Below are 21,639 nucleotides of genomic sequence, written 5' to 3' on the forward strand. Positions count from 1 at the left end.
CGTCGGCGCAACCGGACATTCGTGCGTCAGCTTCGCTCTCGAAACAGCCGCTCGGGTGACGCCGTTCGTCGCGTCGTCGACGATGTTTCAAGCTGCAGTCTGCTTGCCTGCCTGACGAGCGTGGCAAACGAATCCGCCTGCATTTTTCTCATGATGTTGCCGCGATGCACCTGCACGGTGTATTCGGTGATACCAAGATCTGCGGCTGCCTGCTTGTTGAGCCGGCCGCTTGCGAGCAACGGCAACAACTCCTTCTCACGAGGCGTCAGAGATTGGTGGAGAGCCTGGAGCGCCGCTGTATCTTCCGCCTCCTTGCGAAGAACGTGCGCCCTGGCGATTGCCGCATCAACCGCGCGCATCAACGCGTCCTCATCGAGTGGCTTTGTGAGGAAGTCGATAGCCCCGCGCTTCATGGCCAGGACCGTAGACGGCACATCTGCCCTTCCGGTAATGAAAATGACCGGAATCTGTGAGTCGCTGCTGACAAGCTTCTGAACTTCCAGCCCGCTCATGCCTGGCATTCTCATATCCAGTATCAGGCATGCAACGACATTTTGATGCGGGGTGTCCAGGAACTCCTCGCCAGAGTCGAATGTCTGGACGTCTCTTCCGTTTGCGCGCAACAGCGCAGCGAGTGCTTCTCGCACGCGCCCGTCGTCGTCGACCACGTAGACTAATTCGCTCACGGATCTCATAGAACCTCTCTTTCGTCAGGTGAAAGCCCTTCCTTGTCGGACTAACGGTTTTAAATGTCTGATTGCCCCAGCCGCCAACGCGTACTATCGATCCATCCACAATCGTCGCAACCCTCTTCGACGAGACCCGCTCGGTGTTTCCTGATGACGTCGGACCCCAGAAGGTCTTCGATGCCACCGCGGTCAGGATCGTCGAAACGGAGCAATCCTTCCCCACCTGCGCAACCTGCGCGGCATTGATGCGCAGCAGAACCGGATCGATTGACTTCGTGGCGAACGCCATTTGCGACTGATGGTCGATCAGGATCGGAGTGTGATCGGCCGGCGAAAGCAGCAGTTTTCCAGGCTTGGCTGTGCCTGAAGCATCGTGTTCTCCAGGTTGATTCAGCAAACGTGATATCGCGTGATGAAGACCGTCCGCGCTTAGAGTTCCATCGACATGGATGAGGGCGCCCGCAGGAACGATTTCGAAGCAGCGATAGTAATTGACCTTCTGAACCTGATAAATAGAATGGAACGAATGGATTCCATTCCGGTTTTTTCATGCCTTCTCTTCCCGATCTTCAGGCTTGGGCCATATTTGCCCGTGTTTCCGATCTCGGCTCGTTTGCTAAAGCGGCCGAATCGCTAGGCATGTCGCAGCCCACCGTATCGAAGGCGATTGCCCGCCTGGAGCAACGGCTCGGCACAGCGCTGCTATATCGGACATCGCGCCGGCTGTCGTTGACCCCGACGGGTTGCATGGCCCTCGAACGCGCGGGCCGCATCCTGAACGAAGGTGAAGCCGTCGAAGCCGAGGCGTCGGCGCAAGCGCTCACGCCGCACGGCACGGTGCGCGTCAGTGCGCCGATGTCGTTTGGCCTCAAATATCTGACGCCGCTGATTCCCGAGTTTCTCAACCGCTATCCCGACGTCAACATCGACCTGTCGTTGACAGATACTGTGATCGATGTCGTCGCCGAAGGGTACGATGTGGCACTGCGCATCGCCGAGCTGCCGGACTCGTCGCTGCGCTCGCGCAAGCTCTGCGAGGTGCGCCGGCCGCTCGTCGCAAGCACGGACTATCTGTCCCGCCACGGCCGCCCGACGCATCCACGGGAACTCGCGGACCATGTCTGCCTGATCTACACCAATCTGCCGACGCCCGGCCAATGGCGCTTCCATCATGCGTCCGGAGACGAGTGCGTGGTGTCCGTGAAGGGGAGAATCAGCAGCAACAATGCCGAGGCCATCATTCCGGCACTGCTTGCGGGACAGGGTCTGGCGCTACAACCGGAGTTCGTTGTCTGGGATGCGCTGTGCAGCGGTGAACTGGAGGAAGTCTTGCCAGACTGGCAGATTGCGAGAGTTCATCTCAACCTCGTCACACCGCCTGGCGGTTTCAGGCCGGCGCGGGTGACAGCGATGCTGGCCTATCTCGGCGAATGTCTTGCGAGCGTGCCCTGGGCGCATACGAAAGACTGAACTCAACTCTCATGAACGCAGGAGTTGAGTGCGCAACAAACTCGCCCGGGTTGCTTCGTCAGATCACTTGTTGGCGTTCGTGGAAGAGGTTGGCGTCATCCACATCGTTTGGTAATCCACAGCAGACCATACTGGTTCCATGGCATCCACGATTCATCTTCGCGGTTGGCCACGCGAAGCGCGCGATACTACGTCAGCGCTCTTCCTGAGTGACAGAGTTGACTAGACGGTCGCGTGGGCGGGATGCGGCCTAACTGAGCGATGTCGTGGGTAGGCGTCCGCTTGAGGCTGAATGGATATTTTTTCGGCTGCGGTGCAATGGTCTGTTCGGTGTCGAACCGTACGCGCAGAGATTGCCGCGTGAATGACCGTTATAGCTTGGAACCTGTCCTAGCGTTCATACTTGGGCAAGCGGCCGGTGAGGGTCGATTTCACCCATTGAGCAGAACGGTAGCTGCCATTCGACGTCGCCGCGCGACTAATGGCCGAAGTGGATTGTTGAACGTCCGTGTGGGCTACCAGTCAATGCGGTGCTTTTCATCGGTCCCACGATGACGACGATCGTCGTCCACGTGAAGATACTGACTGGTGGTCGTGAGCGAGGCATGCCCGAGATTGTCACGCACGAGCCGCAAGTCTGCCTGCTGATCCGCCATATGCGATCCGGCGCTATGTTGCAGCCAGTGCGCCGAAGCCTGCTCCAGTTGATCGGCTCGTGGCGCATATGTTTCGCCGCGCGCGCAGCGCGTCGGCTGCCTCGCTGAAAACCTCTTTCACAATCCGATGCAGTGCCGCACGTGTCAGCGGCTTGAGCGACTGTCCAATCGGCAGGATCAGGGGCGTGTCTTCATCCGGCGAAGGGAGTGCCGGCAGTCCTCGCTCGCGACGGTACGCCCCGAGCTCCGCCATCATTTCCGCAGTAGCCGGCACCAGCCGCTCCTTGCCGCCTTTGCCCAGCACTTCGAGCCACCATAGATCCTCGCCGTTCGCGTCGCGCCGGCAGAAAAACCGGCCCATCGTGTTTTCGCCTACCTCAGTAATGCGCAGGCCGCCCAGATAGAGCAGGGTGAAGAGCCAACGCACGCGTGCGAAGTGCTCCCGCTCACGGTCCGTTTTTTTTGGCATCGCCTGAATCGACGATTTCACCTCGAGCCATAGCTCGGGCGACAGATAACGGGTGATGCGCGGCTTGGCGCGCCGTGCGCGTTGGCGCGAAAGCGGATTGCCCGCGAGGTAACCCGCCTGCACCAGCCACGCGAACATGACGTTGAGAATCACCATCGCCTGGCGTTGGCTGGTGGCGGAGAGCGGCCCGTAAAACGGCCGCCAGCGGGGATCGCCGCGTGGGTGCTTGCGACCGCCATTTGCAGTCCATCGCGCTGCCGGCTGCGGGTCGGCGAGAAAGTGCTGATAGACCAGCAGGTCCTCGTGGGTCAGCGACGACAGCGGCTTGCCCATCTGCAGCACGGACCACAACAGCAGGCGTTCCGCTTCCTTGCGGTAGTTGTCGAAAGTGGTCTTCGTATCGACGAAGCGGGCCAGCCATGCGCGGATCGCGTCGAGATCATTACGGGCGGCGATCTGCGCGCTGCCGTTTCTGGAGCGATTGTTGCCATCACTGCCATCCAGTTCAGACGGGATGGCCAGGTTTTCGATGGGCTGCGGAGGCAGCAGCAGGGCGGTCATGGGCGGCTTCGGGTGGCAGGTGGTGTCGGCGCGTTTGGATGTGCATCGATTCCAATAATGTCGACATTATAGCCGTAATGTCAAAATATTGACGCGTGTGAGTTAGATATATGACGGTTTACGTTATATTATTTACTAAATTTCACTGAAACCGCCGTCATGCCCGACGTCCGGCCCGACGAAACCCGCCTCGCCGCTGAAATCGACCGGTTGAAGGTCGAATTCCCGAAGACCCGCAGCGAAGGCCGCTGTACCCGTTGCCAGGGAGAAGCGTGGATTAAAGGGAGCGAAGGAATAAGCAAGCGATGTCGTTCCGACGGAGCTTGCCGCGTTGCCCGACTCCGCAGGCACCTCATCGTTCCTGGATCAACGGGCGCAGTGAGTCGTGCCGGAGATAACTGTCGGGTAGCGGTGGCGTGGTTCAGTTTCGCCGGCATTGCGCGACTGCGCGACGATCGGGTAGGGTGAGGGCTTCCAAAGACCACAACGGAGCGACAATGAATAAACAGGAATTGGTAGATGCGGTTGCTACCGCAACTGGCGAGAGCAAGGCTGCAACGGGCGAGTTTGTCGACGCACTAATCGGCGCAATCACACACGCCGTCAAGACAGGTGACACGGTGCAACTGATCGGCTTCGGGTCGTTCTCGACCGGTGCCCGCGCCGCGCGCGTTGGTCGCAATCCCGCGACCGGTGCGGAAATCCAGATCCCTGCTGCGAAGACTGTGAAGTTCACGGCAGGCAAGGCATTCAAGGACGCAGTGAACGGGAACTGAAGCCGGCACGACCGCCGGCAGACGTCACCAGGAGCGATCACTCCTGCGCGAGAGTTGAAGGGCGCTGCCAAAGCCTTGGAAGCGAAGTACACAGAGATGAAGATCGTGCTTGATGAGGCGACGCGCGACACATCCGGTAGCCCGAACATCGCCGACAAAATCAACGACAAGAATTAACTCGGCGCAGGTTTTTATCGCAGATATCACGACTGTGACTTCTCAAGGTACCCAGCGTCCGTGTGCAAATCCCAACGTCCTTTTCGAGCTTGGCTATGCAATTGGTCAGGTTGGTTGGGACCGTGCTCTCTACCAGATAAACAGAGTTATGGTTTGCCCCGCGCATTCGTTGCCCCTTGAGGCAGCTTGCCGGCAGTGCGGATATAAAGCCCCGTATCTGCTAAACGTGCGACTTCTCGAGACACCTTATCGCTGTGCAGACTGCGGGGCAAGGTACGGCAGTAAGAAAGGGTCGCCCGACAGACTACATGCAATGTCGGGAGAGCATCGACGGGCGATCACGCGGGTCTACATCGAGCGGGGTTTACTGTAGTTTGGCCGAAACGAACTTTGACGCGTGGCTTTGTGTCGAGGACCATGGCGACTCGTTTCGCCACCACCCATGCAGCGTTCGCGTCGCAGCGCATGGGCAGCGGCCTGGCGCACCTTAGCTCGTACTTCTGTCCGCGTAGACTTTTGTGAGGAAGGTACCGATTACGCGATTCTGGAAATCCACTTCCGGCTGCGTTACGCCGGCAGCGGAAAAATGACCCGACGGCCAGCGTGGTTCGATCGATTCAAATTGCGCGCCCTGGATGTAGCGTGCGGCTTCTAGTGCCTCCGGTTCCGGGTTGAGCAGATCGCCGACCCCGGCGAGAATCAGCGTGCGCGCCCGGATCGACCGTAACGCCTGATGGTAGCCGCCGTTCAGACCTGGTGTGGTGCCGATATCGTGCGCATCGTAGGCCCACGTCTGGTAAACCCAGTTACGTGCGTCGAAATTCTTCCACCCGTCATCTTCGGTCTTAAGGAGCCAAGGCTCGACGTCGTCGCTTTTCGGCATCGTATTCTTGAGTAGTTCCGGCGTACGGGTGATCAATGCCATCGTACCGGCCCACAGACGCATCCCCGTTTGCGGAGGTTGTTTGTAATTTCCGTCATCCCACGCAGGATCAGACATGATCTCTTGTCGCGTGAGATCGAGCACGGCTTTGGTCCATGCCGGCGTGCGTCCCAGAGGAACGATTGGAACCAGCGCGTCCATCATATCGGGATGACTGACGCCCCACTGCAGAGTCTGCATGCCGCCCATCGAAGCGCCAATGACTGCGACCAGATGCGCAATGCCGAATTTGCGTGTAACAAGTCGGTATTGCGATTCGACCATATCGCGAATCAAGAAGTGGGGGAACGACATGCCGGGCTGGGTGAGGCTATTGGACGGCGAGGTTGTCAGCCCATTGCCGATAGCGTCAGTCGTGATGATGAAATACTTATTGGTATCAAGTGCCTTGCCTGGGCCGATCAGGTAATCGAGCCGATGGTGGTTACCGCCAATCGCAGTGACCATAAGGATGGCGTTTGACTTCTCGGCATTCAGGGTGCCATGCGTCGCGTACGAAATCGAAAAATCCTTGATGACCTGCCCACTTTCAAGCGGCAGGTTTCCTTCAAAATACTTCTCTGCAGCTCCGCCGGTAGCCGGTTCCTGCGCTTGTGCTGCGGCGGCAAAGCCTAGCACTGTGGCGATAACCGCCAGCCCATGTGTCACACGTCCCATTCGTAAATCACCAATTTGTTGAAGTGGCAGGAGTTTGCCCAATGCGCGTCGAGGCTGCAAGCATCCGTGCCACCAAATCCTCGGGTACAACGGTATGGGAGCCAACGGGGGTTGGCCCGGGCTAACCGTCCAACTCTTTCATCCGACGCTCAAGCTCGGCAATATCTTTCGAAGTTGCAAGGTGTCCTTCAGAGCGGGTCTGTTGGGTATTTTGCAGCCACCGGTCGAGGCGTTCTAATAGGAGAGTGAAAAGCATACGTACACCCGATTCGGTTGAAGGCTATTTAAGATTTCGCCAGTGAGCGGAAAGGCTTTGCCGTTGTGCATGCAGAAGGTCTTCTGGCACTGCGCGATATTTTCTAATCGTAGATAGCTATCCGACGGCGTTTCCTTGAGATCAGTATGTGATGCGGGCGACTCTCATTCAAGCGCGTGGATGCATCAAAGCATGCCAAACGTACGGCGTTTCATGTCACCCCGACACACGCAATCCTTTGTGCGTTTGCGCGACCGTCATCAAGGAGCTCGCACATCCCGGCGAACAGATGGAAGATGTACGCCGAAATGCACTGCTCGATAGTCTCCGACACGGCGGTGTTCGACTCTTCTAGACGCGCTACCGCGGTCATGGCCTCGGCCCCTGCATGCTGCACAACGCGAGCTACGATTTCAACGATGACGGGCTGTCGCTGGGCTCGACCTACTGGTTGTGCCTCACTGAATCGTTCCCGACGCCCGACTGTAATTGTTTTTTTGCGGGGACTCACAGTGTCTCCGGTCTGTGGGCCGACAGGCAATATCTGGATTGGAGGGCGCTCGTGCCTATCCACTCCCGCTGCAAGTCCCCTAAGGCATTTACGTTTCTTTCAGTTTTTATCGGCAATCGGTAACGCTGCATCTCGACCTGCGTGCTCCGAAGGCGCCGCTCGCTTCAGCGTGGCGACGAACGGCATATCCGGTTTCATGATAAAAGTCAGCAGTACACCGCAGGCCATCACGCCGATCGACAGCAGAAAGGTGACATTCCAATTCCCCAGTCGGTCGATCAGATAGCCCGCCACAACCGGGCTGACGATCGCTGCCGTGAAGCCCGTTCCGCTCATGATGCCGCTGGCCGTACCCGAGCGGTCATAAGCGATGTCCATTGGAATAGCCCACATTGGCCCGATATTCATTTCGTTGAAGAACATCGCCGCAGCGAGAAAAATCAGCGAATACATCGGTTCGTGGATCAGCACCACCGGGATCAGCGACAAGCCGGTCATGGTCATGCAGAACGCTACCAGGACGCTGCGTGCGAGCTTCAGGTTGCCGGTGCGTCGAAGCAGCTTATCGCTGATGAGCCCACCGATCAGATCGCCGAACACACCGGCGACGAACACCCCTGATGTGAAAATGACCGCCTTCCTGATGTTCAGATGGAAGCTATGCATGAAGTAGAGCGGCATCCAGTCGAGCATCAGCCAGAGGATCCAGTTGTAGCAAAAGTACACAGCAGAGACAGGCAGCAGGCGACGATAGAGACGCGCCCAGGTGCCGGGCACTTCCACCGGACGAACTCTCGGCGGTGGCAGGCTCTCAATTTCGCCAGCGGTGATGCGCGGATGATCCGCCGGTTTTTCGGTGTAGCTCACGTACCACAGGACCAGCCAGCCGAAACTCAGCGCGCCGAGCAGGTAGAAAGCGAATCGCCAGTCGAACGCGGTCATCAGCGCCAGCACCAGCATCGGCGCCACCGCATTGCCGAGCCGCGCCGACGAGTGAGTGATGCCTTGGGCCATGCCGCGCTTGTCCTTCCTCACCCAGGACGCCATGGCGCTGGTGGAGGCGGGGAAGGTGGCGCCTTCGCCCAGACCCAGCAGCAGCCGCGCCGCGACGAGCGTTGCGAAGCCGCCGGCGAAGCCCGTCAGCGTGGTCGCCACTGCCCAGATGAAGGCACAGGCGATCAGCGTGCGCTTGGCGCCGAAGCGATCGCTGACCCAGCCGCCGATGAACTGGAATATCACGTACGGGTACGCGAAAGCCGAGAAAATGAAGCCGAGCTGCGTGTTGCTCAGCCCGAGTTCGGATTTGAATTGCCCGGCTGCGGTGCTGATATTGACACGGTCGACGTAGGTGATGAAGTACATCAGGCACAACATCAGCAGGACGGTAGTGGTCGCCTTGAGCTGTATTCGTTTCATGTCTCACTCCACATTGTTCGTTGTTATTTTTTCGACGATCCCGAGGTAAACGCGACCACAGCGTCTTTGAAACGGGCGCTGCCGTACACCTCTTCGATCAGATCTTCGTCGTCGAGCCGCTGTTCGACGACGATGCGGCGCAGGCTTTCCTTCACGGCCTTCTGAGTGACCGGTGAAAGTGCCATGAGCCGTCGCGCGAGCGTATGGGCGTCCTCTTGCAGTGTGTCTTGCGGGCACACGCCATAGACATAGCCGCACGCTAGCGCTTCTTGCGCGGTCAGGTATTCGGCGAGCAGCAACAGCTTCTTGACCTGCGGCACGCCGAGCGCCGCATACAGTCGTGCGATGTTGCGCGACGACAGCGTGTTGGAGAGCGTCTTCGCGATCGGCGCGCCGAACCGCGAGCCGTCGCTACAGAGCCGGAAATCGCAGGCCGTTGCCAGTGCCAGGCCGCCGCCGACGGCCCACCCGTCGATCACGGCAACGGTGGGCACCGCAATGCGTTCGACCGTGTCGATCACCCGCTCGACGAAGGCCTCGTAGGCCACGCCATCGCGGCCGGTGCGGAAGTCTCTGAAGTACGCGATGTCTGTGCCTGACATGAATGACTTGCCGCCCGCGCCCCGGAACAGGACGCAGCGCACGCCGCTGTTCTTCGCGCACTCAGCGATCAGCGTCAACAGCGACTCGTACATATCAAGCGTCATTGCGTTATGCCGCTCCGGGCGGTCGATCACGATCTCCGCTACGCCCGGCTGATGGATCGTGAGACTGACGAATTCGCTCATGGCGCCGTCCCGTCGATCTCGGCGAAGATCTCGTCGTTGTGCTCGCCCAGCAGCGGCGGATGACGACGCACCGTCTGCGGCGTGCCCAGCATCTTGACGGGAAAGCCAATGTTCTTGACCTTGCCTTCGTTAGGGTGATCGATCTCCATGCACATGCGACGGTGCGTGGCGTGCTCGCTCTCGAACGCCTCGGGATAGGACAGGATCGGGCCGGCCGGAATGCCGGCGCCGAGCATCGCGTCGACCCAGACGGCGCTGTTGCGCTTCGCGAATTCCTGTTCCAGGGCTTCGATCAGCGCCTCGCGATTCTTCAGTCGCAGCGACACGCTCGCATAGTCGGCGTGAGCGACCAGGTCCGGGCGCTCCAGCAGTTCGCACAGCTTCGTCCAGAGCTTCTGATTGGTGGCGCCCATCACGAAGTACCCGTCTCGCGCCCTCACGGCCTGGTAGGGCGCGCTCATCTTGTTACTGGTGCCGAGGGGCGTCGGCGGCACGCCTGTGCCCCAGTATTCCGACATGTCCCAGATCGAGAAGGCCATGACCGAATCGAACAGTGACGCGTCGATGTGCTGACCCGCACCGGTTTTCTGCGCGCCAATGTAGGCAGACAGCAGGCCGTAGACCGCGAACAGCGCGCAGCCGATGTCGGCCACTGGTACTCCGGCCTTGACGGGTTTGCCGTCCTTGTAGCCGGTCACACTCATCACGCCGGACATGGCCTGTGCCATGAGGTCGAACCCGGGCCTCGACGCCCATGGCCCGCTTTGCCCGAAGCCGGAGATACTGACGTAGACAATCTTCGGATTGATCGCCTTGATCGACTCGTAGTCGATGCGCAGACGCTGCACCACGCCCGGACGGTAGTTTTCGACGATCACGTCGGCAGTCCTGGCGAGCTTGTAGAAGAACTCGCGCCCTTCGTCGCTCTTGAGGTCGAGCGTGAGCGAGCGCTTGTTGCGGTTCATGTTCAGGAAGCCCATGCTGTCGGGCCCTTTCATCTTGAAGCCCATCGCGCCGCGGGTCTGATCGCCTTCGGGCGGCTCAACCTTGATTACGTCCGCGCCCATATCGGCCAGCAGCATGCAGGCGAACGGGCCCGCCATGACCTGGCTGACGTCCAGCACGCGGATGCCCTGCAGTGGCAGATGCTTCGATTCGGTCATCCCGAGTCTCCTCTGTAGAAAGTGTGAGTGAGCCCGCTTAGCCATGCAGGGCATGGCCAGCGGTCTTCTGCTCTCACTGTCCGCTACAGACGAGGCCGTCGCAAGAACGCCTGGATCATGTCTGGTTTCGCGCGTTGCGAAACCGGGCGGCGGGGCGCCCCGCGCCCGGAGACTAGGTCGGTCTGCCGAGCAGTTCGGTTACCACGTTGCGCAGGGTCTGCTTCTGAGCGTGGCCCTCGACGCAGGACAGGACGTAGCTGCGCTGGTGCCAGTCGCCCTGGAGCTCGGCCGATGCCAGCGATTCCTCAGGATGAAAACTGCGCAGGACATCGGGCGGCATCAGGCCGACGCCCAGGCCATGGCGCACCATCGCCAGCATGGTGTCGAAGCCGCTGACGGTGAAATTGCTGGGGAACAGCCGTCCGCGGCTGCGGTACGCGCGCTTCACGGCGGACAGGACCGCGGAGCCCTTGCCGAGACTCACGATAGGGAGATCGAGGATATCGTCGATTCCCACGGGTCCGTCGGGAAACTGGAAATGCGGACGGTTATAGACCAGCACCAGGCGGTCCTCTTTGTACGGGGACTTCGCCAGATCCAGGAAGCCGCTTTTCTTCTCGTAGATGCCGACGTCGATCACCTTGTCCCGCAGCAGTTGCTGCACGATCTTGCTGTTCTCCTCGACGATCTTCAAGGAGATGCCGGGATATTTGCGCTGGATGTCGGCAATCTCGCGGGCCAGGAACTGGATCACGACGGCCTTGGGCGCGCCGATGATAATGCGGCCGTCGAGGCCCTGATTGAGCGCCTGCGCGTCGCCATCGAGGCGGTCGATGAGGTTGTCTATCTGCCGGACGTATTGGAGTAGTTTGTGGCCCGATTCGGTGATTTCGACTCCATGCGGTACGCGCTTGAAGAGTTTGGCGCCGAGTTGGCCTTCCAGGTCCGTCACTCGGCGGGATGCGGCCGCCACTGCCAGACTGAGTCTGTCGGCAGCACGGGAAATGCTGCCCTCCTCAGCGATGGCGAGGATCAGTCGGATGGTGGTGGTGTCGAATTTCACGGGGGCTCCGGGTCGTAGCGAAGGAGTTGGCGCGGGGAGAGACGCCGGACGGTTGGGGGCTCGGCTGGCGCTGCCTCGAATCCGGGCATGATATCGGGCGGGCAACGCCCCTCCGACTCCACGGCGGCCGTTCGACTTGAACGGAGACGATTATTAAAACCCCATATGGGCTCCGGGTGACGCGAGCAGGGTCCGCGGAAACAGGCAGACGGGCGATTTCACATGCATATTCTGATTGCCGCAGGGCACGCCGGCGTAGTCGACTATTGTGCCATCCGGCATCGGTTGGTTCGAGGTGAGATGGCGCGATTGCGGCTGGGTCGCGCAACCGGTTTGCATGATCACAACCGCAAGAAATATACAAAGTCGTTTCATGATCTGTTTTAGCGTGATTCGTTTGACGCGGCCGTCGAAACGAGCGAATCGGACCGGTTCCACCAGCCGCCGCCTACGGCCTGAAAGAGTGCCGCTGTATCTGCCAGCCTGGCCGTTCTCGCCTGTATCGACGCGATGCGTGCCGTTTGCCACGTCTGTTGAGCGGTGAGTACCGACAGATACGACGATTCACCCAGGCGCAGCCGTTCACGGGCGATAGTCAGGCTGCGCAAGGCGGCCCGCTCCGCATTGACGGCCGCCTGCAACGTCTTCGCGTCCGCCTGCACGCTCTGCAATACATCGGCAACGTTCTGAAACGCGTTGATCACCGTCGAGCGGTATTGGGCGCTGGCCTGATTGAATGCCGCCTGCGCCGCGCGCTGGCGATGCAGCAGCGCTCCACCCTGAAAGATCGGCTGGGCGGCCTTCCCAACGATGGTGAAGAACTGGTTGTAGGGCGTAAAAGCATTTGCGACGGCAGCGGGGGAAGTTCCCAGGGCCGCTGTCAACGATATTTGCGGCAACCGGTTGGCGATCGCGACACCCACCTGAGCGCTAGCCGCATGCAAGGCCGCAGCCGCGGCAAGAATGTCGGGCCGGCGCTCCACGAGGGTCGACGGCAGGCTGACGGGAAGATCCTTAGGCAGGTGCAACGAGGACAGGTCGAAATCGGCCGCAACATCCTCGTTCGGAAAGCCGCCCATGAGCGCGATCAACGCATCGCGCTGCAGCGCCAGTTGCTTCTCAAGCGGAGGTATCGCGGCCTGCGCCTGCGCGAGCACCGCTTGCTGTTGCAGGACGTCCGCCTCGGCAATTTCACCGAGTGTGCTTTCGCGCCGGAGGATATCGAGCAGGTCGGCATTGGCCTTGATCACCTCCTGCTGCGCAGCGATCTGCCCACGCAGTGAAGCAACGTTGAACGCTGCAAGCGCGAGATTGCTGCTCAAGGTCAGATAGGCCGCTTCCAGTTCGAAACGCTGATTGTCGGCTTGCGCGACCGCCGATTCGATCATGCGGCGATTCAGGCCGAATGCGTCGAGCGAATACGACACGGTCAGCTCACCCGTGTAGAGCGAGTAAATGCGCTGGTTGTTAGCGGCGACGGGAGCAAGGCTCGCCGTGGACGTTTCATTTCTGCTACCTGACGCGTCGACGCCGATGCTCGGAAAGAGCGTCCCCTTCTGGCTAAGCATGTTCTCGCGCGCCACGGCGAGCGCAGACTGTGCGGCAGCGATGGTAGGGCTGGCCTTGAACGCGCGGTCGATCATCGCGTTGAGCTCGGGCGACTGGAACAGCGTCCACCATTGGCCAGGAATATCGCCGCCAACAGAGAATTGCTGCGCCGCTCCCACTGCGCCGGGAGCTGCAGCGGTCTTCGACGGCAGCGGATCATGCGTGTAATCCGCGCCGCTCGGGGCGGCCGGCTGCCTGAAGTCAGGACCTACCGCGCATGCAGCCAGCAGTAGCGGCATCAACAGGACGGGGAAACGTTTTAGGGCAGTCACGGTAGAGCATCCCTCATCATTCTGCGAATTGCGTTTCGCGCTCGTGCACCTGCGCAAGACGCGCCGTGCCCTTGCGGCGATCGAACCACGGATAAACGGTCGGCAGAACCAGCAGCGTTAGCAAGGTTGCCGACACAAGGCCACCGATCACGACAGTCGCAAGCGGACGCTGGACTTCCGCGCCCGAGCTCATCGAGAAGGCCATGGGCAGAAAGCCAAGGCTGGCTACGGTCGCCGTCATCAGCACGGGCCGTAGCCGGGTCGCGGCAGCCTGTTTCGCAGCCTCGACGGCACTCAGGCCGCGAGCCCGCATCTCGACAATGCTGCTGACCAGCACGACGCCGTTGAGCACGGCAATACCGAAGAGCGCGATAAAGCCGACCGCAGCGGAAATACTGAACGGCAGCCCGCGAATCCAGAGGGCGAAAATCCCGCCGATCGCTGCAAACGGCACGTTGCAGAAGATGAGCGCTGCAAGACTGGCATTGCCGAACATCAGGTAGAGCAACGCAAAGATCGTGACAAGCGAGATGGGCACCACGACGTAAAGGCGCGCCATCGCGTCCTGCAGGTTCTTGAAGCTGCCGCCCCACGACACGGTGTAGCCAGGCGGCAACCTGACTTGCGTCTGAACCGCGTGTTGCGCAGCGAGGACGAAGCTGGCGAGGTCGCGTCCGCGCACGTTGGCCTGAACGAGGATGACGCGCCTGCCTTCCTCACGCTCAATGGTCGACGGTCCCGGCTCCATCCGGATGTCTGCCAGCTCCGACAGGGGGACGGCCCGGCCATCGCCATTGCTGATGCGTAGCGCGCCGATGCGCGTCACATCCTCGCGGTCTTCCGGCCGCATGCGCACCCGGATATCGAACTGGCCTTCACCGTCGACAATCGTCCCGACATTGCGGCCGCCCAGCGACTGAACGAGATCGAGCACCTGGCTCGCATTCAGCCCGTACCGCGCCACCGCGTCGCGCTTGACGATGATCCGCAGGTAAGGCTGGCCAATCGTTTGCTGCGCCTCGACGTCTGCCGCACCCGGCACCCGCGAGATCACGGCCGCAACCCGCTCGGCGGTATCGTGCAGCGTTTGCAGATCGTTGCCGTGAATCTGCACGGCAACATCGGCCTGGACGCCCGCGATCATGTCGTCCATGCGCATCTGGATCGGTTGCGCCCAATCGAGCGTCAGGCCTGGGACTGCGCGATCCAGCGCCGCGGAGTACTCGGCGACGAGGCCGTCCTGGGTTTGCGCCGTCTTCCATTCGGACTGCGGCTTCAGCATGATGAAGGTGTCGCTTTGCTCCACGCCCATCGGGTCGGTCGGAATCTCCGAGCTGCCGCCGAGCGTGACAGCGGACTGCACTTCGGGAAAGCGCATCAACGTGCGTTCGACCATGGTCTGCGCCTCTACCGCGGACGGCACGGATATGCCGGGCAGCTTCGTTGTCGTGACGGTTAGCGCCCCCTCGTCGAGGCGCGGCAAGAATTCGGCGCCCAGCCTCGTGGCGGCGAAGGCCGCCACCGCGAGCAACGCGACGGCGAGCCCCATTGTCAGCGCAGGTTGTTGCGCGGCACGCGCGAGAATCGGTTGATAGCGCAGACGCACCCAGTGAAGGATGCGGCTTTCACGCTCTGCGACCTTGCCGCGCAGCAACAGGCTAGCGAGCACCGGCATGACCGTCAGCGTGAGGACGAGCGACGCGAGTAGTGCGAAGATCACGGTCATCGCCATCGGCCGGAACATTTTGCCTTCGATACCCTGAAGGCTCAGTATCGGAAGGTAGACGGCCGTGATGATGAGAACCGCGAACGTTACAGGCCGGGACACTTCCCTGGCTGCCTCCAGCACGAGCGGGCGTAACGGCTGATTGGGCGCTTCGGAACGCCGTCGCACGACGTTTTCGATCATCACCACCGCGCCGTCGACCAGCAGGCCGAAATCGATCGCACCCAGGCTCATCAGATTGCCCGACATCCCCGTCCCGTACATCGCAATGACGGCGACGAGCATCGACAGCGGGATCGCCGTGGCGACGATCAGCCCTGCGCGTGCATTCCCAAGCAGCAAAAGCAGCACCGCGATAACGAGCACGGCACCTTCAACCATGTTGTGAGCGACCGTATGCAGCACCCGGTCCATCAGGTCCGCGCGGTTATAGTAGGGCACAACCTCGACGCCGGCCGGCAGCGTCTGGTTGATTTCCTTGATCGCGTCCTGCACGCGCTGTGCGACAACGCGGGTGTTCTGCCCGATGCCCATCAGCACGACACCGACGACAGCTTCGCCTTTGCCATCGCGCGTGACCGCGCCGAGCCGCGGCATGGGCGCCTCATCGACATGCGCCACATCATGAACGTAAAGCGGCGCGCCGCCCGCAGCGGTACGCAGCACGATGTTGCCGATGTCGGTCGTATTACGCAGCAACCCCTCGCCGCGGATGATCGATTCTCCGCCGTTGTGCTCGATGGTCGCGCCGCCAGTTGCGCCATTGTTCATCTGCGCGGCATTGAAGATGTCGCCGACCGACAGGCCGTAACGCGTGAGCGCATTGTCGTCGACCTGCACTTCGTACGTCTTCAGGAGGCCGCCGTTCACATTCACGTCGACCACGCCTTCCACCTGGCGCAGCTTCGGTGCGATCTGCCAGTCGAGCAGTGTGCGCAACGTCATCAGCGACTGACCGTGGCCACGTACCTGAAACTGATAGATCTCGCTCAGGCCATCCGACAGCGGCCCCATCTGCGGCGCGCTGGTGCTTGGCGGAAGCTGTATCGTCTGCAACCGCTCACCGATCAGATTGCGGTCGAGGTACAGGTTCGTCGCGTCGGCGAATCGCACGTAAATCACGGAGAGACCGTAACGCGAGATTGAGCGCAGGCTCTGCATGCCTGGCAAGCCTTGCAGCGCGAGCTCGACAGGCGCCGTGATCGAGCGCTCGACATCGACTGGCGCGAGCCCAGGCGCCTGGGTCGTCACCAGCACCTGTTGCGGCGAGATGTCCGGCTCCGCATCGAAAGGCAGCCGTTGGATGCTGTATAGCCCGGCGACAATCAGGACTGCAACGAGAATCAACACGGCGGCGCGATTTCGCAGTGCCGCCTCGACAAGTTTGGTAATCATGGCATACGCTCGCGGATTAGCCTTCGTCGGGAATGGAGCCCTTCATGAGCGCAGCCTTCAGCCAGTAGCTGCCGTCGGCGACGACGGACGTGCCGGCAGACATGCCACTGAGAATCTGCGTCATGCCGTCGGCGGCGTAGCCGGTGCGAACGGCACGCCACGTGAAATGACCGTTGCCGGAAGGAATGAATACGGCTGTCTGTCCATTCACATCCTGGAGCGCCGTGTCGGGCACAAGTGTCGTGTCCCGACCGAGCGGCGACTGGATCTCGACCGTGCCGAACATGTTTGCGCGAAGTGAGCCATCGCCGTTAGGCAACTCGCAGCGGACCGCTACGGTGCCGGTGTTGGTATCGACCTGGTCGGCGACATCGATGACACGGCCGCTGAACTGTCGATTGCCATACGCATCAATGCGGACAAGCACTGTCTGACCGGGGCGTACGTCTGCGGCATCGCGCTCAGGTACGTTGGCCTGCACCCACATTGTCGAAAGGTCGACCAGCGTCACAATCGGCGACGACGTGTCGACGATGTCGCCGGCGGCGGCACCTACGCTGCTGATGACACCGTCGAAAGGCGCGACGAGCCCACCCAGCGAATCGCCCGGGCTCAGTCGGGCCAGCGTGGCCGTTCCAATGTTTCGACTCGCCGGGGCACCGATCGGCATCAGACGCTGCTGCATGCCCTGCCACTTCTGCAGGTCGGCTTGCCGCGACTTCAACATGGCCTGTGCATTGACCTCCGCAGCACGGCGGCGGTCGAGCTCACTCTGCGCGATACCGCCTCCGGTGACAAGCTCGGTGCCACGCTGCAGTGCTGCATTGGCCGCATCGGCCGCGGCCTGCGCGTCCGCCACTGCGGCGGCCGCGCTTGCCACCTGACTACGCACGTCGCTCAAGTCGAACTCGTCGAGCGTGGCGAGCCGTTGCCCCGCACGCACATGGTCGCCTGTGGCGACATCGACAGCAACGATCCTTGCCTTTGAAGGAGAGCCTAACTGCGCGAGCCGCTTGGCATTGAATGCGACAACGCCGGTAGCGGCAATGGTATGCATAGCGGGCCGAAGCTCCGCTTTGGCGAACTGCAATTTGACGTTCGCGAGCGCCTCGGGCGACAGATCCACGGTATTGGGCAGCGGCGGAGCCTGATCGACTGCCGTAGCTGGCAGCGCTGACCCGGTAGCCGCGGGAGAAGTCCGTGAGTGAAGGGAAAGCAGGGCGCCGCAAAGAACGAGGATGCCCGCTCCCCCGACAGACAGCTGCAGACGCTTGCGATGGCGAATCTTCACGATAGCTCTCGATGATTGAACAGACCTTGGGACGCTGAGGTATGGCGACGGCTTCCCTCAGTGCTGGAGAGCGTATTGTCGTGTTGCGCGTCTGATTACGAGGTGGCGGCAAGATGTCATTTCGGACACCTTGGGAGGGCACGCGCAGAATGCGACATCAGGTGGCCGACGCAAGACGGGCGCGCGCCATCTTGCGCGCATCAGCTAACGGAACTCTGCGAGGAAGGGATGCCGCGTGATTGTGTGGAACGGCGACTGGGTGTCAGGCGATAACGGAAGGAAAGTAAAGCGTAAAGGTCGTCAAGCCGGCGTGGCTTACGACCTCGACCCGGCCACGATGCAACTCCATGATTGATCGTACGATGGCGAGGCCCAGCCCCATGTTTTTCGCCGATCCTTGCCGCGCAGCATTGATGCGATAAAAGCGGTCGAAAATCTTGCCGATATGCTCCGGCGGAATGGTTTGGCCGTTGTTAGTGACTCCTACGGCGACGTACTCGCCACATCGGTAGGCCCGCAGCTCGATCTCCGATTCGGCGTCAGCATGAGCAAGCGCGTTCGATACGAGGTTGCTGATGGCGCGTCGAAGCATCGACGGGTCGGCGTGGACCTCGATTGCGCCGTCGATTGCGAAATGGACGCCCTTGTTTTCGGCCATTCCTTCAAAGTACGAGGTGAGCCTTGCGAATTCTTCATGGCAGTCGAGCACGCCCAGCCGGATCGGTTCCTTTGAGTGGTCCGCTCGCGCGAGGAACAGCATGGTCTCGATCATCCGTTGAAGCCGCTGGCATTCTTCGATGTTCGAGTCGATAAGCGCTTCGTATTCCTCGGTGGATCGCTCGCGCGAAAGAGTGATTTCGGATGCGCTGATCATGTTGGCGAGCGGCGTGCGCATGTCGTGTGCCAGATCGGACGAGAACTGCGAGAGTCGCGCAAATGCACGTTGAAGCCTGTCGAGCATCCGGTTCACCGGAACCGCGATGTCATGCAGTTCGACGGGACCGCCGCTTAGATCGAGGCGCTCGCCAAGATTGTGGGCTTCGATGCGGGAAATTCGCTGGCCGATTGTTTTGACTGGTGCCAATCCCCGTTTTGCAATGGCGTAGCCAAGCAGTCCCATCAGCGCGGAACCACCCAGGAGCACGAGCCATACATCGCCCTGGTACTCGCGCAGGACGGACTCGCGCGTCGTCGCTTCATGTGCGAGCAGCACGCGTACCGATTCACCAGAAGGCAGCGTTGCATCGCCGAATATGCAGCGCGAAGGCCCGACGGACGGGGGAGAGCATGAATAAGGTTCCCGTGCTGCGGGATTGTCTGGCCCGATTGATCGCAAGCGCTGGTCCCGCCGGGCCGAGTCGGCCAATACCCTTCCGTGACCATCCAGGATGGCGAATGAAATGGCGGGATGCGTGAGCAATTCCTCTCGAAACACGTCGCTATTGCTGCCGATTGCCTCCGCCGAACCGTATCTGCGAGCAGCCGATAGAAACTCGTCGAGCTTGACCGAAATCTCGCTGTCGTCGCGCTGCCTGAGTTGGCTGGAGAGCGAATGATAGAGGAGGCCGCCGGCCATCGAGAGCACCAGTATGGCGACGATAGTAAAAGCGAAACTCAGACGCCTAAGCAGCGAATACGCTCCGTCCGCCGCAGTCATAGTCGCTCTTCCATCACATAGCCCATGCCACGGACCGTATGGAGTAGTTTCTTTTCGAATGGGCTATCGATCTTTGCGCGCAGGCGTTTGACCGCCACTTCAACGACGTTCGTATCGCTGTCGAAGTTCATGTCCCAGACCTGTGACGTGACGATTGCCCGCGTGACCACTTCGCCCTGCCTCTCGGCGAGCAGTTTCACGAGCGCGAATTCCTGCGCAGTCAGGTCGATGCGTACGTTACCGCGACGCACACGGCGCCTGATGAGGTCGATTTCCATATCACCGACACGCAGCACAGGGTCGACTGATTGCGAGGGTCGGCGCAGTACCGCGCGAATCCGCGCAAGAAGTTCGGAGTAGACGAACGGCTTCGCCAGGTAATCGTCGGCGCCCGATTCAAGTCCGGCAACCTTGTCTTCCACCGCATCGCGCGCCGTCAGGAGGAGCACGGGTGTGCGCTTTTGCGCTCGCAAGCGTCTGAGTACCTCAAATCCGTCGAGGCCCGGGAGCATGACGTCGAGTACGATCAGATCGTAGTCGTCGTGGAGCGCCTGGAACAAACCGTCTTCGCCATCGTTAGATATATCGACGTTGAAGCTTGCCTCCATTAGACCTTTGCGAAGGTACGAGGCCATCTTCGGTTCGTCCTCGACGATCAGGATACGCATGATAAAAGCCCTTTCGCACAGCAAGTCGTGAATCCATTGCAGATAGTACATGACGCTAATTGCGTCCGCGCAGCGACGCAATTTCAAGCAACTACCCCGTACCGTAGGCTCCGTGGAATCTTTACGCCCCGGCGGGATGCGCGATTGCGCGAGGTCTCTTGTTTCACGCGGCCGTTGATGGGGGCGGTCACACCGCTTGTACGTTGATAATTGTAAGAAAGACATCCTTGCGTCAAGATGGACGAAAAATGACAAAAATGTCATGAATCGGGACACTTATCCGGTTCAAGCCCCGAGGGTTGTTGACGCTGATAAAGCGGGGCGAGAGGCCGGTAGCAATGTACGGCTCTGATGCCGCAATCCGCACCTGTTGCATCCCAACCAGTTTGCACACCAGGTAGTCTGATCTAGAGGAGCCAGGCTCGAAAGTTATGCAGGGGAGCTATGGCGACACTATGAAGGCGATGCGACGTGCTGACTGCGTCGTTGCTTTGTTCGTATCAGGATCGGGGCGGGTGTCAGCGTTGCGGGTGGTTGCGCAGGCGTAAATCGCGTTACCTGCCCGCAGTCGTGTTCTGTGAATGTGCGCAACGCATAGATGCAAGGAACAATTGGCGGCTCACTCCAGGCATTCAAATTCAAACATGACGTCGATGTAATGTGAGCGTCAGGACACGTCCACCTTCGCTATGCAGAATTAACGCTGCGCACTCCGGTTGCGACGAGGCAGGAAATCGGTGATTTCAATCACAGTTCGAAGCCGACCACATCCCATTCTAGAAGGTACTCTACGATGAAGACGCTTTTTTATGCTGCCCTGGCTACCGGGCTGCTCACTCTTTCGACCGTCTCCTTTGCTCAGGACGCTAGTGTGCCGGTGACGCGTACGGACGTCCGGGCGGACCTGATCAGGGTGGAACAGGCGGGCTACCGGCCGAGCAAGTTGAAGTATCCGGCTGACATCCAGACGGCGCAGGCACACGTTGGCGCGCAGGATGTCACAGCATCGAACAGCAGCGGAGTGGGTGGCGTGGCGAGTGGCTCTTTGCAGGTGGGTGCGCCCACGACGATGGCGAGTGCCCAGTCGATCTATTCCCATCATTGATACTGATGGTCACTGCATGCGGTGACCATCAGGGTGCTAACGCCTGTTTTTTTGGCCTACGTCAATCGGTTTGATCAAGTTATGCGGGGGACACGCGTTAACACGAGAGCCAAGCTCAATTCGGCAAGGTGGTTGCCGAACCCGAAAGCACCGCAGACCATGCGTGCTTTTCGTGCGCATCTGATAGCCGCGTCAGCGGCGGCGATATTGATTCAGCTGGTTGCATTGACAGCCATTTTTATAGCCGGTGTACCCGAGCGCTTCTTTCAGACAGTCATATTTCGTCTGGCAGCGGTGATGTTGATACTGAGCATGGTTGGAG

General features: G+C 60.4%; 16 protein-coding genes and 2 pseudogenes. 3 read left to right on the forward strand and 15 right to left on the reverse strand.

Going from position 1 to position 21,639, the window contains the following annotated elements; all coding sequences use genetic code 11:
* Window positions 1–26 precede the first annotated feature (26 nt).
* Window positions 27–695: a response regulator transcription factor gene (locus P0D84_RS09330; RefSeq protein WP_408335235.1), complete on the reverse strand. Its 669-nt coding sequence runs from the start codon at window positions 693–695 to the stop codon at window positions 27–29.
* A 151-nt stretch (window positions 696–846) separates the two neighbouring features.
* A pseudogene (locus P0D84_RS09335) lies at window positions 847–1,083 on the reverse strand (hypothetical protein); the annotation flags it as partial.
* Window positions 1,084–1,238: 155 nt separating this feature from the next.
* Between P0D84_RS09335 and P0D84_RS09340 the strand changes: the two are divergent.
* Window positions 1,239–2,159 carry a LysR family transcriptional regulator gene (locus P0D84_RS09340; protein ID WP_408335238.1) on the forward strand — a complete coding sequence of 307 codons (921 nt, stop codon included), beginning with the start codon at window positions 1,239–1,241 and terminating at the stop codon, window positions 2,157–2,159.
* Between the two features lie 515 nt (window positions 2,160–2,674).
* On the opposite strand, the pseudogene P0D84_RS09345 reads toward P0D84_RS09340, so the two are convergent.
* Together P0D84_RS09345 and P0D84_RS09350 are read right to left on the reverse strand one after the other, a co-directional pair.
* Window positions 2,675–3,845, reverse strand: a pseudogene (locus tag P0D84_RS09345) (tyrosine-type recombinase/integrase).
* Window positions 3,846–3,980: 135 nt separating this feature from the next.
* Window positions 3,981–4,196 (reverse strand): hypothetical protein, encoded by a 216-nt coding sequence (locus P0D84_RS09350; RefSeq protein WP_408335241.1) that lies wholly within the window; start codon window positions 4,194–4,196, stop codon window positions 3,981–3,983.
* Window positions 4,197–4,309: 113 nt separating this feature from the next.
* On the opposite strand from P0D84_RS09350, the gene P0D84_RS09355 reads away from it, so the two are divergent.
* A complete protein-coding gene (locus P0D84_RS09355; RefSeq protein WP_494478244.1) occupies window positions 4,310–4,621 on the forward strand; it encodes an HU family DNA-binding protein in 312 nt (103 codons plus the stop codon).
* Window positions 4,622–5,285: 664 nt separating this feature from the next.
* Here the strand turns inward: P0D84_RS09355 and P0D84_RS09360 are convergent.
* From P0D84_RS09360 to P0D84_RS09410, 11 genes are all read right to left on the reverse strand, one after another.
* Window positions 5,286–6,440, reverse strand: coding sequence for an alpha/beta fold hydrolase (locus tag P0D84_RS09360; protein WP_408335247.1), 1,155 nt, complete (start codon window positions 6,438–6,440; stop codon window positions 5,286–5,288).
* Between the two features lie 79 nt (window positions 6,441–6,519).
* Window positions 6,520–6,654 carry a DUF3563 family protein gene (locus tag P0D84_RS09365; protein WP_408335250.1) on the reverse strand — a complete coding sequence of 45 codons (135 nt, stop codon included), beginning with the start codon at window positions 6,652–6,654 and terminating at the stop codon, window positions 6,520–6,522.
* A 610-nt stretch (window positions 6,655–7,264) separates the two neighbouring features.
* Window positions 7,265–8,581 (reverse strand): MFS transporter, encoded by a 1,317-nt coding sequence (locus P0D84_RS09370; protein ID WP_408335253.1) that lies wholly within the window; start codon window positions 8,579–8,581, stop codon window positions 7,265–7,267.
* 23 nt (window positions 8,582–8,604) lie between these two features.
* Window positions 8,605–9,369: an enoyl-CoA hydratase gene (locus tag P0D84_RS09375; RefSeq protein WP_408335256.1), complete on the reverse strand. Its 765-nt coding sequence runs from the start codon at window positions 9,367–9,369 to the stop codon at window positions 8,605–8,607.
* Window positions 9,366–10,532, reverse strand: coding sequence for a CaiB/BaiF CoA transferase family protein (locus tag P0D84_RS09380; RefSeq protein ID WP_408335259.1), 1,167 nt, complete (start codon window positions 10,530–10,532; stop codon window positions 9,366–9,368). The genes P0D84_RS09375 and P0D84_RS09380 overlap by 4 nt, the downstream gene beginning before the upstream one ends.
* Before the next feature lie 172 nt (window positions 10,533–10,704).
* Complete coding sequence (locus P0D84_RS09385) at window positions 10,705–11,595, reverse strand: LysR family transcriptional regulator (RefSeq protein ID WP_408335262.1); 891 nt, start codon at window positions 11,593–11,595, stop codon at window positions 10,705–10,707.
* 383 nt (window positions 11,596–11,978) lie between these two features.
* Complete coding sequence (locus tag P0D84_RS09390) at window positions 11,979–13,475, reverse strand: efflux transporter outer membrane subunit (protein ID WP_408335265.1); 1,497 nt, start codon at window positions 13,473–13,475, stop codon at window positions 11,979–11,981.
* 16 nt (window positions 13,476–13,491) lie between these two features.
* Window positions 13,492–16,596 carry an efflux RND transporter permease subunit gene (locus tag P0D84_RS09395; protein WP_408335268.1) on the reverse strand — a complete coding sequence of 1,035 codons (3,105 nt, stop codon included), beginning with the start codon at window positions 16,594–16,596 and terminating at the stop codon, window positions 13,492–13,494.
* Between the two features lie 16 nt (window positions 16,597–16,612).
* Window positions 16,613–17,887, reverse strand: a complete 1,275-nt coding sequence (locus P0D84_RS09400; RefSeq protein ID WP_408335271.1) for an efflux RND transporter periplasmic adaptor subunit — start codon at window positions 17,885–17,887, stop codon at window positions 16,613–16,615.
* 262 nt (window positions 17,888–18,149) lie between these two features.
* Entirely contained in the window at window positions 18,150–19,544 is a 1,395-nt protein-coding gene (locus tag P0D84_RS09405; RefSeq protein ID WP_408335274.1) for a heavy metal sensor histidine kinase, read from the reverse strand.
* Window positions 19,541–20,212 (reverse strand): heavy metal response regulator transcription factor, encoded by a 672-nt coding sequence (locus tag P0D84_RS09410; protein WP_408339742.1) that lies wholly within the window; start codon window positions 20,210–20,212, stop codon window positions 19,541–19,543. Before P0D84_RS09410 ends, P0D84_RS09405 begins: the two co-directional genes overlap by 4 nt.
* Before the next feature lie 793 nt (window positions 20,213–21,005).
* Here P0D84_RS09410 and P0D84_RS09415 point away from each other — a divergent pair.
* Complete coding sequence (locus P0D84_RS09415; RefSeq protein ID WP_408335277.1) at window positions 21,006–21,317, forward strand: DUF4148 domain-containing protein; 312 nt, start codon at window positions 21,006–21,008, stop codon at window positions 21,315–21,317.
* Window positions 21,318–21,639: the final 322 nt, after the last annotated feature.

Source organism: Paraburkholderia sp. RL17-337-BIB-A, from assembly GCF_046025895.1.
Classification (GTDB): Bacteria; Pseudomonadota; Gammaproteobacteria; order Burkholderiales; family Burkholderiaceae; genus Paraburkholderia; species Paraburkholderia fungorum_C.

Coding starts and splice junctions, on each gene's coding strand:
- P0D84_RS09330 (WP_408335235.1), bottom strand. CDS start 695: ATGAGATCCGTGAGCGAATTAGTCTACGTGGTCGACGACGACGGGCGC.
- P0D84_RS09340 (WP_408335238.1), top strand. CDS start 1,239: ATGCCTTCTCTTCCCGATCTTCAGGCTTGGGCCATATTTGCCCGTGTT.
- P0D84_RS09365 (WP_408335250.1), bottom strand. CDS start 6,654: ATGCTTTTCACTCTCCTATTAGAACGCCTCGACCGGTGGCTGCAAAAT.
- P0D84_RS09370 (WP_408335253.1), bottom strand. CDS start 8,581: ATGAAACGAATACAGCTCAAGGCGACCACTACCGTCCTGCTGATGTTG.
- P0D84_RS09375 (WP_408335256.1), bottom strand. CDS start 9,369: ATGAGCGAATTCGTCAGTCTCACGATCCATCAGCCGGGCGTAGCGGAG.
- P0D84_RS09380 (WP_408335259.1), bottom strand. CDS start 10,532: ATGACCGAATCGAAGCATCTGCCACTGCAGGGCATCCGCGTGCTGGAC.
- P0D84_RS09395 (WP_408335268.1), bottom strand. CDS start 16,596: ATGATTACCAAACTTGTCGAGGCGGCACTGCGAAATCGCGCCGCCGTG.
- P0D84_RS09405 (WP_408335274.1), bottom strand. CDS start 19,544: ATGACTGCGGCGGACGGAGCGTATTCGCTGCTTAGGCGTCTGAGTTTC.
- P0D84_RS09410 (WP_408339742.1), bottom strand. CDS start 20,212: ATGCGTATCCTGATCGTCGAGGACGAACCGAAGATGGCCTCGTACCTT.
- P0D84_RS09415 (WP_408335277.1), top strand. CDS start 21,006: ATGAAGACGCTTTTTTATGCTGCCCTGGCTACCGGGCTGCTCACTCTT.